The 13,021-nt window shown below is 57.0% G+C and carries 10 protein-coding genes; 6 read left to right on the forward strand and 4 right to left on the reverse strand.

What is annotated here, in order from left to right; genetic code table 11:
- Nucleotides 1-14: 14 nt before the first annotated feature.
- Nucleotides 15-956 (reverse strand): NHL repeat-containing protein, encoded by a 942-nt coding sequence (locus UH5x_RS02205; protein WP_047813140.1) that lies wholly within the window; start codon nucleotides 954-956, stop codon nucleotides 15-17.
- Between the two features lie 168 nt (nucleotides 957-1,124).
- Between UH5x_RS02205 and UH5x_RS02210 the strand changes: the two genes are divergently transcribed.
- Entirely contained in the window at nucleotides 1,125-2,414 is a 1,290-nt protein-coding gene (locus UH5x_RS02210; RefSeq protein WP_047813141.1) for a DUF6666 family protein, read from the forward strand.
- A 165-nt stretch (nucleotides 2,415-2,579) separates the two neighbouring features.
- Here the strand turns inward: UH5x_RS02210 and UH5x_RS02215 are convergent, their stop codons facing one another.
- The 3 genes from UH5x_RS02215 to UH5x_RS02225 form a co-directional block, all read right to left on the reverse strand.
- Nucleotides 2,580-3,776, reverse strand: coding sequence for a transposase (locus tag UH5x_RS02215; protein WP_150122566.1), 1,197 nt, complete (start codon nucleotides 3,774-3,776; stop codon nucleotides 2,580-2,582).
- A 142-nt stretch (nucleotides 3,777-3,918) separates the two neighbouring features.
- Nucleotides 3,919-4,071 (reverse strand): hypothetical protein, encoded by a 153-nt coding sequence (locus UH5x_RS02220; RefSeq protein ID WP_160311436.1) that lies wholly within the window; start codon nucleotides 4,069-4,071, stop codon nucleotides 3,919-3,921.
- A gap of 337 nt (nucleotides 4,072-4,408) precedes the next feature.
- Complete coding sequence (locus UH5x_RS02225; RefSeq protein ID WP_482634553.1) at nucleotides 4,409-5,569, reverse strand: transposase; 1,161 nt, start codon at nucleotides 5,567-5,569, stop codon at nucleotides 4,409-4,411.
- A 256-nt stretch (nucleotides 5,570-5,825) separates the two neighbouring features.
- Between UH5x_RS02225 and UH5x_RS02230 the strand changes: the two genes are divergently transcribed.
- From UH5x_RS02230 to UH5x_RS02250, 5 genes are all read left to right on the forward strand, one after another.
- Entirely contained in the window at nucleotides 5,826-7,199 is a 1,374-nt protein-coding gene (locus UH5x_RS02230; RefSeq protein WP_482634554.1) for an outer membrane protein assembly factor BamB family protein, read from the forward strand.
- 584 nt (nucleotides 7,200-7,783) lie between these two features.
- Nucleotides 7,784-9,802, forward strand: a complete 2,019-nt coding sequence (ftsH, locus tag UH5x_RS02235) for an ATP-dependent zinc metalloprotease FtsH (protein WP_047816123.1) — start codon at nucleotides 7,784-7,786, stop codon at nucleotides 9,800-9,802.
- Nucleotides 9,803-9,806: 4 nt separating this feature from the next.
- Complete coding sequence (gene rsgA, locus UH5x_RS02240; RefSeq protein WP_047816148.1) at nucleotides 9,807-10,967, forward strand: ribosome small subunit-dependent GTPase A; 1,161 nt, start codon at nucleotides 9,807-9,809, stop codon at nucleotides 10,965-10,967.
- 166 nt (nucleotides 10,968-11,133) lie between these two features.
- Nucleotides 11,134-11,919, forward strand: coding sequence for a class I SAM-dependent methyltransferase (locus UH5x_RS02245; RefSeq protein ID WP_047816147.1), 786 nt, complete (start codon nucleotides 11,134-11,136; stop codon nucleotides 11,917-11,919).
- 149 nt (nucleotides 11,920-12,068) lie between these two features.
- Nucleotides 12,069-13,016 (forward strand): sugar phosphate isomerase/epimerase family protein, encoded by a 948-nt coding sequence (locus tag UH5x_RS02250; protein ID WP_482636107.1) that lies wholly within the window; start codon nucleotides 12,069-12,071, stop codon nucleotides 13,014-13,016.
- The last annotated feature ends 5 nt before the right edge of the window (nucleotides 13,017-13,021 follow it).

A 13,021-nucleotide genomic window follows, 5' to 3' on the forward strand; every position in this document is an offset into this window, starting at 1 on the left:
GTGACGCTTGCGAATCATTCTGCGAATAGCTTGGTGACTTCTTTGCTTTCGCGGTCGATTCGGTAGACCTGCTTGGCTTTCGGATCGGAGACGATCACGGCGTCGGCGGTGGCGCTCAGGCCAACGGGGCCTCGCAGCAGTTCCTCATCGAACCATTTCTCGGTTTTGCCGTCGGCGGTGAATTGCCAAATGCATTTCCCGTAGACATCCGAAACGAAACCGGTGCCGTCGTGCCACGCGATCCCGCCGGGAAAACCGTACGGTCGATCCGTCACCACGGGCTCGCTGGTTTTCTCGCCGACATTGATTTTCACGACCGCATCGGCGTCAGGTGTGACGGCGTAGAGGGCACCCTCGTCGTCAAAGATCAGCCCGCGAGCGTTCACGCGAACGACCAATTCGGGTTCGCCACCCTCGATCGGCAATGCGAACGTGGCTCGCCGTTCTGCGTCGCCGACGTAAATGGTTTTGCCGTCAGGTGAAACGGCCAGTGCCATGGGGATTCCCAGGAATCCGCCGTTGAGTGGTTTTGCATCTTGGCCCCCTGGAGCGTCCGCATTGGGCGTGATGTGGTAGATCTCACGGGTTGCCGCATCGCCGACCAGCACGCCGCCCTCTGGATGAGGTGTGGCACAGAAGGGCCGGTTCATTGTTTTGCGAAGGTATCGAGAACCGGTGACATAGCGTTCTGGATTCGCCGCTTTGTCTGCGGGCCAAGGCACCGTCCAGACTCCTGGTGCGTCGGAATCAACGACGAACAGCGCGTTCTCGGAGATCACCGCACCGCGAGGGTAAACGGGGCTTTCTGCTTCGGTCCAAAAATCATCTGGGTAAGTCACTGCCTTGGACTCGGCCGTGGCAGGAGTGGCTTGGGAGTCGGCTGCATCTTGAGCAGTGGCCGAGTGGGAGTGCAGGCAGGTGCCGGACAGTGCTGCCGCAATCACAACCAAACGCATGCTTTTGCAGTGCTGGAACGCGATCCGTGTGAAACTTTCCGGTGAGAGTTCAGGTGTGTTTGGGAAGAAGGAACCGAATGTTCCGGTTAGGCAAGATTTATTCATGAGGTGGGTTATGACGTCCGATAAGAAGAAAGTTCCATGTCCCTATTCCGGCAATGACGTCTCATGATAACCATTCCCCGTCGATTGTTGTGCCTGCTTGCGTGTTTCCTTTGTGTGGTCTCGTCCTGGACATTGTCCACCGCGACCGCGGCCGAACAGTTGATCCGCAGCCGGTCCGTTTCACAGGGAAACACGTCGTCCGCTCGAGCGTCCAGTCGTTCGGGGTGGTCGCCACAAAGCAGTGACCCGGCCGTGCAACGTCGCCAATCGGCGTCTTCTTCGGTCAATCAGGTCGGCTACTTGGACGGCGGTTGCGACTGCGATGCCTGCTCGTCGGCAAGCGTCATGGGCGGTCCTGGTTGCGGGATGGAAGCCAGCTGCGGACTCGAGGTGGGTTGTGGGTTGGAGGAGTACGGCGTTTGCAGTTGTGATGCCTGCACCGGCAATCTGGTGTCGGGCTGTGACAGCGGCTTTTGCGACGGCGGATGCGATGGGATGTGCGGCGGAGCCGAAATCGATTGCTTCCCGTTGTTCCTGCCGATTTTACGAGTCGATTGGAGTCGCTTTTCCTTCTTCGCCGGATCGCAATCGTTCAAGTCACCCATGAACTACCCCGCTTTGGACGTCGCCGGGCAACCTCGCGGCGGGAGCGGCAGTTTCGGATACTACCAAGGGTTCAACGAGGGACGTGACCTACGCAATTGGTTGGGACTGGATCTCTCTGCCCAACTCGGTGTGCGAGCGACTCAAACCAACTTGGAAGGCGAAGAGTTCACTAGCGGACGAATGCATCAAGTCTTTGTGACGGGCGGTTTCTTCCGCCGCGTCGACTACGGGCTGCAATATGGTTTGGTCGTCGACTACATGAATCAAGATTGGTACTACCAAAGCGATCTTGTTCAGCTTCGTGGCGAGTTGAGCTGGAAGGTGTCCGCGTGTCATGAGTTTGGATTCCAATTCATGGCGGGGGTGACGGATCAGACCGTGACCACCGAAGCAGGCGGCTTCACCAGTTCGGAAACGATCGAACCGGTCGACCAGTACCGCGCCTTCTATCGCCGAGCGATGGGAACGACCGGGCACATGACCGCGTTCTTGGGCGGCACCAGCGAAGAGCACTTCATCTGGGGCAGCGAGATGGAAATTCCGTTGCAAACCAATTGGTCGTTGTTGGTTGGTTCGGCATACTTCAGCCCCGGCGACGACACGGCGTTGGACGCCAACGAAGCGGAAGGTTGGAATCTCTCACTCGGGTTCGCCTTCCGTCCAGGTGTGACCGGACCGAAACAACGCTATCGAAACCCACTGTTCAACGTCGCGGACAACGGATCGTTCTTCCTCTTCCGCCGTTGATCCAAAACGTTGCGACCTGTCCGGATTGTCTGCGGACGTTGTCTACTTTCCAAGGCAATGGCCGCTTCTCAGCCTTCTTGAACGCCTCTTTCTATAAGGTGCCAGCCACCTTGTTGGTTTTGGCGTCGCGCGTCGCGGGTGCAGTCGGCTCAGTAGCATGCGACCCTAAGCTGCCAGCGACTTCTTTGAGCCAAGCAATCTGTTTATCGGTGGCAGCTGGTGCTCGGGGAATAGAATTTTCCGCCAAACGCCTTTCCATAACCCACTTCGATGGGTGGCTCGAAGATCGATGATTGCTTGCATTGAGTCACGCTTCCAACGCATCCCGGATTGCTTAAACCGTTGATTGAAAATGACCTTGCATCCCGCCTCGGTAATGCCGCTACCGATCGGCTCGCCGGCAGCACGCCTCTGTTGGTAGTCCATGTGCGGGCGATACTTCTTCAGGTAACCAAGGCCGCTGTCGAAGTCCGCACGTTTGCCCTTTAAACCATGACGCCGCTCCTGCTGAGCTGCTCGCCGAATCACCGCGCTGACGCCATCGTCTTGATGACGAAGAATCCGCCTACTCTCCTCGGCCCAGCGATGAGCTTCGTTGGTGTCGCTGCCAAACAGACCATCGCCGAGTTTCGTCAGATACTCGCAAGCATGAAAGAAGTCGACACCCCAGCTCCACGACAGCGGCTCGCCACTGACCGGATGCTTCATCTGAGCAAGCGTGTTCTTGAAGTAGCTCTGCGGAAGCGCTCCAGCGTCCGTCACGTAACGCAGCACCGGGACCTCGCACGGCAATCGCGTGAAGTACGCTTTGAGAATCCGATCGAGCCGACGCGTGAGGAACAACTGGTCTTTGCGTGGTGCCTCGCCAAGGTAGATCGTTCCCAGTCGCCGCCCTTTGCGATCAAAGAGACTGAGCGTCGCGCAGCCCGACTCTTTCCATCCCGGTCTAAGCGGCACGTGAACCCCGTCACGCCCCAATTGCAGCAAAACACACCGTTCCCCTTGGCTTTGGTTGGCTGCGGCAGTCCACAGGATCAGCTGCTCGATGGCCTGTTCGTCGCTGTGCTCACTGGTGAGCCGATGAATGTTATCGACGTTGCGACGATAGGCATCGACGGACATTTTGACGTCGAACCGCTCAGCGATCTGTTCGATGGCTGCTTGCTGAGGCATTTCAGCGGCCAACCGCCCCACCGCATCAGCCAGTGCTGGAGAGAGTCGTCCCGAGGTGAAACCGCGACGAACATCGACTACGCCCAAGCGAACGTCCAGCGGAGCGAGTCCGTGATACCAGGCATCGGAAGTTTGAAAATACCATCGCTCAAAGCGGATCGTTCCCAAACGGGTATGAAGGGTTTGCAAGGTCTTGCGATTGACGCGAAACGACGCATTGTCGAAACGGAAGCCGCCGGGGCGCTCGTCGCTTTCGAGTTTCGAGAGCGCGTGCTGGATGATCAACCGGCCCAGAGAACGGACGAGTGTTTCGATCCGTCTCTCGAACCGGTCAAACGAGGCAGGTGTGACATCGCCCCGCCAAAAAAGAGCGTACCGCGACAATCAACGATACCGCGATGGCGGTGAGTTGCTTGAGGCATTGCATGTCGAGTTGATCCACAAGTGATCCAGCCAACGCAACGAATCCGTTAGACTTGTTCATGACGTCCGTTTCCTGAGAGTGCTTGTTTGCCAAAACTCACATTAGGGGACGGGCGTCGCTTTTTCTCCAATAGCAATCTCGGATTTTGTCGCCCCAACATCACAAGCACGCGCTACTGAGTCGACTGCACCCCGCGTCGCGAGACTTCCGGCGTTTTCAATGGCTGATTGGGAACGACTCCCATGGTTTCAACGAGCATTCGCGGGAACGATCGTCTGCCGAGAGGTGTCGACCTCGTGATTCTGGTGGAATGAGCGCATCAGAGTCGAACCGTTGTCCCCAACTGTTCCGTCGTCTCATTCACCACGGTGAAGGCCGGCGATCGCTTCGGGCCGGCTCAACCGAAGCAGGCTGCGGCTTGGACCTGGCCTCGGTGGTGGTGGCGGCCGGTTCGTTCGGCATCCGCTTTCATCGATTCAGGACGACCGATGCAGCTGGTTCTGCCAAAGTACTTCTGCCAGTCCCACACCAAGTCTCGCCACATCGAAGCGTCGATTCCAACCTCGGACAGCGTTTGAGCGAGACGCGCTGGCAGCTCAGCGACTCGAACGGCGACGGACTGCGCCGCAGTCCAGTCCAGCAATCGTCTGTAGTCGCTCCAACGGATGTTCAAGAATCCGCGATCGCTGCTGCGGAGACCCTTCGTGTGGACTTGCGGTTCGGTGGACAGTTTGGTTTCGTTCAGCGTCAGTGGACTCAACCATTCGTCTCGTCGGATGCGCTTCCCGGTTGGATTGCGTCGTTTGGCTTTTCGTTTTTGCTGAAGAACTTCGACCGGCGTCTCTCGAATTTCTCGTCCGGCTTCTTCTGTCGGGATCGGTTTCAGATCAAAGGCCGCCGAAGCAATTCGTTCGCCCTTGCGAGCTTCGATTCGGTCGTAGGCACTGGTGTGCGGGCTGGTCTCGGGAGTCGCCGTCATCGCTGCCCGGACCGGGTTCAGATCGACGTACATGCTGCACGCGAGCAACCCTGCCTCATCGACGATTTTTTGTGCTTTGAAGCGTCCCTCCCAAAACCTACCGGTGCATTCGTCTTGTTTGTTTGCCATTCGAGCAATCGGTTCAGCCAGGGCTCGCATGAACCAAGATATATCGGACAGGCGGTGGCGGACGTCGGCCAGACGTTCCTTGTTGCGAACCAGCATCTGAACATCGTTTTCAGTCGGCTCGGCCAGGTGTTCTTCGAGGCGTCTGCCGGGGAAGACCCGCAGCCAGCGAATCGCGACTTCCTCGTCGCTCCACTGAGCACAGACATCGGGGCGATTGCGAAGAATCTGATGCATGTGATTGCTCAGCACCGCGTACGAAAGAACGTCGACCGCGAACACCGAAGCCAGGGCTTCCATCCGCCTGCGGATCCATTCTTTGCGGAACGAGTAGTCCTTGCCAGTCGCTTGGTCGACCCCTGCGAGGAAGGCCCGCCGCACACATCGCTGGACCACGTGCACGATTCCCACTTCGTTTGGATCAAACTGTTCACATCGCTGAGGCCGCGGCATCGCTCTGCTCTCCATAGGGATTGGCAAGACAAAAGCATCCTATGCATCGCCGCAGCAAAGTCAAATCAAGGTGGCTGGCACCATACGGAGGAGTAAGTTTTTCGGGTTGGTTCGGCGGGGACTGGCATACCTCCAGGAAATTGCGGCTTGGGTGCATTCGACGACGGTTCTACGTGCTTTCAATTGCGCCGCGGGTGCTTCACAATGGCGGTTTCCCACCCCGCCTCCTTCCGCCCCTCTTTGTGGAGACCGCTTGATGTCCCAGTTCCTTTCTCCGGCATCGCTCTCGTTGACTCGCTTGACTGCCCTGGCGGTTTGTTTCGGAGCCGTGTCCTGGTCCTCGCTTTCCATGGACGCCGCGGAACCCGTTTCAGCCGATTCGAAGGGCACCGGGAATGTCGTTTGGTCGCAGTGGCGCGGCGGATCGCAACAAGGCATTGCACCTGAAGGCGATTATCCCATTCAGTGGTCGGAGTCAGATTCGATCCATCGCAAGGTGCCGGGAAGCGGTGCCAGCACGCCGGTGGTGGTTGGTGACCGAGCGTTTTTGACCAGCGGCATTGATGGCAAGAATCATCTGTTGGGCATCGACATCGATTCGTTGGACATCGCGTTCCAAACTCCCCTGGGCGAAGACCGCGGGAACAAGCACCGCAAAGGCAGCGGGAGCAACCCTTCGCCCGTCACGGATGGCAAGCATGTGGTTGCCTACTTCCGCAGTGGTGATTTGGCCTGTTGTGACTTGGACGGCAAATCCATTTGGCACATCAATGTGCAAGAACGTTTCGGTGAGGACACGCTTTGGTGGGACCTTGGTTCCTCGCCCATGATCATTGACAACTTGGTGGTCGTCGCGGTCATGCAAACCGGGCCCAGCTACATCGTTGCATTCGACATCGAGTCCGGCGAAATGGTGTGGAAAGATGATCGAATGGTGCCAGCTCCCGAAGAAGCCGCCCAAAGCTACTCGACCCCGTTGGCAACCGAGGTGAATGGCAAACCGGTGGTGGCTGTGTTGGGCGCCGACCACCTGACGCTGACGGATGCAAAAACCGGCAAGCGACTGGGCACCCTCGGCGGATTCAATCCGGACCAGGAAAAGTACTTTCGGTCGATCGCATCGCCCGTGATCACCGGCAACGTCATCGTTTGTCCTTACTCACGTGGTGCCACCTTGACTGGAGTCGACATGGAAAAGTTGATCGCAGCTGGTGAAGATGCCAACGCAGCGAAGGATGCCATTCTGTGGATGCGCGATGACGTTGGGTCGGATGTCCCCACACCGGCTGCTCGTGATGGTGTCGTGTATGTGATGTCAGATGGCAAACGTGATCGTGGAACGCTGTACGCACTGTCGGCTGAAACAGGAGAAACGCTGTGGGAGACCTCGCTGGCGCGAACGCGGGCCAGCTACAGCAGTTCGCCATTGATCGTCGGTGATCGTCTCTACATCACCGACGAAGCCGGAGCGACTTCTGTGCTGGAGCACATCGGAGGCGATTCAGAACCAACCTTGTTGCACACCAATGAAGTGGACGACGACGAGCAGTTCACGGTTGCTAGCCCCGTCCCATTCGGCAATGGGTTGTTGCTGCGGACGAAAAGCCATCTCTACAAAGTGATGCGATGAGTGATCGTTCGGTCCGTTTGAGGTTCAGTTCAGCCGGGAATCTCTCGACGCGAGCGGATCGGACTTGCAACGATCGAACGAATTGATCGGGCGGGGCGTATTCTCACGACCCGGTTTCGGGCGTGGCAATGGCTGCGAACCTCTGGTTTGGGAATGGTTGAGCAGTGATTGGCAGTGAAAGTGCAAACGCCAGCTTCGTGCGAAAACCCTGGATCACGCCGCGGTTCGGGGCGGGCGGCGGCAGTCGATTGTGTCAAACAAGATCGCGAAGACTGCCAAAGTGGCTTGGCCATCGGAACAGGCGAGAAAAAACTCCCGGAACAACTGTCGCAGCCAGTTTGATCAGGATTGCGAATTTCGGTTGTTTGGGAAGATGAGACAGTTTGGAAGCTAGACTTCAGTTTCGCGAATCGACCTCCAGGACGCTCCAACCCGTGTCTCGGGAGCAACTGCTGGCCACCTCGATTCAGATCGAGACATCCGGTTAGGCAACGATCCACCATCGCGGTACACTCCTTGCACTGGCGAGAGGCAACGCGCCATCGCCAGTGCCAACGAACAGTGAATTTTGAGGAAAAAACGGTATGAAAAAGGATTCCGAATCGAACTCTTCGGACAAATCCAACAAGGAAGAGCTCTCGACGGGACGCCGTGGGGGAAATCCGATGATCATCGCCTTGGTGATCACGGTCTTGGCCGCGATGCTGTTTTTCAATCAACCCGAACCGTCATCGACGATCTCGGCGAGCTTCTTCCGAAGTGAACTCGAGAAAAACAACATTGAATCGGTTCGCATTGGCGACATCGAGGTTTCCGGGGAGTTCAAAACTCGCCCAGAAATTCCTGCCAGCGAATCGTCCGACGGGGACGCAAAACCGAAGGAATTGCTGAAGCGATTCAAATTCACCCGGCCTGCCGGCGCGGATTATGCCGTTCAATTGGCGGAAGATCTTGAAAAGCGAAAGATCAAGGACTGGGAGTTCGCACCACCAGACAACACGGCCGCGATTTTGAATCTGTTGATTCTGGTCGGTTTGCCGCTCGCGATCTTCTTCTTCATCTTCATGATGATTCGTCGCACTCGCAACGACATGATGGGCGGCGGTTTCTTGTCAGGATTCAGCAAGAGTCCCGCAAAAAGATTTGAAGCCACCGACAAGGTCATCACATTCAATGATGTCGCTGGACTCGAAGGCGTGAAGGCGGATTTGCAGGAGATCGTTGACTTCCTGAAAACGCCAGAGAAGTTTCAGAAACTTGGCGGCCAAGTGCCCAAGGGGGTTCTGCTGAACGGGCCTCCAGGAACCGGGAAGACCCTGTTGGCTCGCGCTGTTGCTGGCGAAGCCGATGTGCCATTCTTTAGCGTCAACGGCAGTGAATTCATTCAAATGTTTGTCGGGGTGGGGGCCAGTCGGGTTCGCGACTTGTTCAAGACCGCGAAAGAGCAATCGCCTTCGATCATCTTCATCGACGAGATCGATGCGGTCGGTCGGCAGCGTGGCGCTGGTTTGGGCGGAGGCCACGATGAACGGGAACAAACTCTGAACCAGATTCTGGGTGAAATGGACGGTTTCAGCGGGGCTCACGCCGTGATCGTGATCGCTGCGACGAATCGTCCGGATGTCTTGGACCCCGCGTTGCTGCGTCCCGGTCGTTTTGACCGTCACGTCACGGTGGGACGTCCGACGATGAAGGGCCGCGAAGAGATCTTCAAGGTCCATGTTCGCGACGTGCCGCTGGGTGACGATGTTGACCTGCACCGTTTGGCTGCGGGGACGGTCGGATTGACCGGAGCCGACATTCGCAACATGGTCAACGAGGCTGCTCTTTGGGCCGCTCGGAACGACAAAAAACTCGTTGAAATGAACGACTTTGACTACGCTCGCGACAAGATTTTGATGGGCGCGAAGCGGGAAGAGGTCTTGCTCGACAGCGAGAAAGAAAAGACTGCCTACCACGAAGCCGGGCACACCCTGACGGCTTGGCATTTGGAAGGTTCGCACATCGTTCACAAAGTCACGATCATCCCGCGTGGTCGTGCCTTGGGAGTGACTCAGTACGTGCCAAACGAAGACCGTTTGAGCATGAGCAAAAAGGAACTTGAGCATCAATTGATCGTGTTGCTTGGGGGCCGTGCGGCCGAGAAAATCATCTACACCGAAACCTGCGTGGGCGCCGAAAATGATTTGGAACGCGCCACCAGCATCGCTCGACGGATGGTCACCCACTGGGGCATGAGCGCGAAGATCGGACCGGTCAGTTACAAAACCAGTGACGAAGATCCGTTCTTGGGTCGCGAGATTCACCAGCAGCGTCAGTTCAGCGAACACACGCAAGAACTGATCGACGAAGAGGTGGCTCGGATCCTGATGGAAGCGGATCAGAAAGCGGAACAGCTGCTGCGGGAACATCGTGGCCAACTGGAAACGATCACCCGGGCGCTGTTGGATCGCGAAGAGCTGAACGAAGTCGAATTGACAGAGCTGATTGGCCCTTCGATTCACAAGCGTTCCGGCGACGAAGACGGCAAGGTCGAGCAGATCATGGCACCCGAAGGGGCCGCTGAACGAACGTCCAATGCCTCCGCTCGACGCGAAGATTGAACCTTTGGCGAAGAAGCAAAGCGGAAACCTCCGAGCGAATTTTCGAAAGAAGCACCAAGGCCGTGTACGGCGTGGTGATCTGACTCGTGATTTCCACGAAGGTGATTCGCAAGATGACGCTGTTCAATCCGAACGGCTGACAGGCAAAGGGGAACTGACTCGCAAACGCACCATCCAAGGTGCGGATGCGACGCCCGAATCAGCTGCCGGAATGCATGTGCAGCTATCGGTCGATGAAGACAAATTGCTTCAAGGCCGAGTGCTCAGCGTTCACGGTCTGCAGAGCAAGGTGCTGGGTGACAACGGTGTCTTGTACGCCTGCGCGGTCCGCCAAGTCCTGAAGTCTCTCAGCACAACTCAACGAAACGTCATCGTGGCGGGCGACCGAGTGTGGTTTCGGGCTGAGTCGCGTGATGGCGTGTCACTGAAGTCCGAAGCGGACGGAATGATCGAGCGAGTCGAACCGCGAACGGGGATGATCAGTCGGACCAGTCGCGGCAAGCAACATGTTTTGGTCTCGAACATCGATGCGATGCTGATCATCGCCAGCGCGGAGCAACCGGGGATCAAACCGGCGTTGATCGACCGGATGATTTTGACCGCGCATCAATGCGAAATTGAACCGATCGTGATCATCAACAAAGTCGACTTGATCGATTTGGTTGATTTGCAACCCTTGATTGGCGTCTATTCAGCGCTTGGCTATCGGGTTTTGCCCACGTCTGCGGAAACCGGACAGAATGTTGACTACCTGCGTGCGTTGCTGAAGGACCGGCAAACCGCCTTGGCCGGTCAGAGCGGTGTTGGAAAAAGCAGTTTGCTCAACGTGGTCCAGCCGGGCCTGGGATTGGCAATCGGCGCGGTCAGCACGGACAATGACAAGGGAAAACACACGACAACAGCCTCTCAGCTGATTCCGCTCGCCGATGGGGGGGCTGTTTTTGACACGCCGGGGATTCGGCAGTTCCAGCTGTGGGACATCAGTGCCAGTGAAGTGGCCGGATTGATGCCCGATTTGCGTCCGTATGTGAGCGGTTGTCGTTATCCAGACTGCCTGCATCTGGCTGAAGATGACTGCGCAGTGAAGAACGCAGTCGCGGACGCTCGAATCGATGCGAGGCGTTACGACGCCTACTGCCATTTGCTGGAAGAAGAGCTCATGTAATTGTGGCGCAAAATTCGCTAGCTTTTGGTCTCTGGGGAGTGGTTCGGGCATGACAGCAGGCCAAAATCTGCGAAACTGCTGTGGTGATTCAAATTCATTGTTGATTGCGACGCGATTTCGCCAGGAAGTCTGTGTAGGCCGTCAATTCGCTGAGGACGAGGTTGAAATGTTCGAGTTGGATTCTGAGTCATCATTGAATCAAGCACCAGAAACAAGCTCCCCGACGGGCGCCGCAGTCGCGAAAACCGTTGGTGAACCGACTCCAGCTCGCGAAGGCAATCGCGAACCAAGCGAGATGATGAACGGCGGAACCACCAAGAAGAAGCGTGGGGCAAAACCAAAACCGCACGAGAGCAAGCTCTACGACAACCTCGTGCCGGCTTATCAGGCCCTGTGGCCGGCGGTGGCACGTCGTCGCATTCTGAAGACCGTTGACTCGCTCAACATTTCTGCCGGCACGAAGATCTTGGAAGTTGGTGTCGGCACCGGGTTGTCGTTGGACGCCTACCCAGCGCACGCCAAGGTCACCGGCGTCGATCTCTCAGAATCGATGTTGGCGGAAGCGGAAGAACTGATTGAGCAACGCGAATGGGATCATATATCCGTCCAGCCGATGAACGCGGAAGAGCTGACGTTTGAAGACGCGAGTTTCGATCTGGTGACTTCGTTTCACACGATCAGCGTCGTTTCGCGACCGGACCGAATGATGCGTGAACTCGTGCGAGTGTGTCGTCCAGGTGGTAAAATTCTGGTCATCAATCATTTCCGCAGCCCCAACCCATTGATCGCTCGAGTCGTTGACTCCGCCGGCAGTTTAACCCGGCACCTGGGATGGCGAACGGATCTGAACGTGGAAGAATTGCTCAACGAACTCCCCATCCAGGTCACGCAATGCGAGAAGTCCAACCCGCTGTCACTGTTTCGAGTCCTGATTGCCGAGCGCATCGCGTAGGTCACCAACAGGACGCGAAGCCGGTCCGTCTCGCAGACACCCGCATTGCCGCGGGTGCCTCTTCCACCATTGGGCTTCCATCTGAGAAGGGAGAGGGGAGGACGAGTGACAAAAGCCGCGGGACGTCCCTGTTGAAACGCAGATCTTTTTTGCAAGCCACCGCTGCTGCATCCGGGATCGCGTTCACTGGGCCTGCCACCTCACCGTTGCCCGCTCGTGAGCCAATTGAACGCTCCGGCCCACCGCGATTTCGAATCGGTATCGCTGGGTATTCGCTCCGCCCTTACTTCCGCTACATGAAGGGCAAGCAACAGAAGTTTCAGCCAATTCCAAAGGGCGTTTCGTTCACAAACCGTGATGTATCCAACGGATTGACGCAGGTCGATTTTCTGGACTATTGCGTCTCGATGGGCGTCGAGGCCGCGGAGCTGACCGGATATTTCATGACGCCCGGTCCAGATGGATTTCCAACCGAAGCATCCTTGCTGGAACTGCGACGCCAGGCGTTCACCCGCGGGGTGGTCATCAGCGGGACCGCGATCGGGAACAATTTCACGGTGGGGCCTGGGAAGCGTTACGAACAAGAAGTCAGCGATGCGATGCGCTGGATCGATTTAGCCGCCACTTTGGGCGCCCCCCACATTCGTTTCTTTGCGGGAACAGCGGCTCAATTGGCGAAATCACCCAGTCGAATGGACGAAGCCGTTGCGGCCGTCAATCGATGTGCGGAACAAGCTGCGAAGAAGGGTGTGTTCTTGGGCGTCGAAAATCACGGCCAATTGAGCGCGGCTCAGATGTTAGAGATCATGGATCGAGTCGATTCACCATGGGTTGGAATCAATCTCGACACCGGCAACTTTGTGTCAGACGATCCCTATGGTGACCTGGAAGCGTGTGCTCCCTACGCGGTCAATGTGCAAGTCAAACCAGTCATGAAATCACGGACTGGTGAGAAGACACCAGCCGACTACGACCGGATCGCAAAGATTCTTCGCGACTCTGGTTATCAGGGATACGTGGTTTTTGAGTACGAAGACGCCGACGTTTTGGAAGCTCTTCCAAAGCACTTGGCCCAACTGCAAACGGCCTTGGCTTAACAGCC

Source organism: Rhodopirellula sp. UH5 (assembly GCF_056839225.1).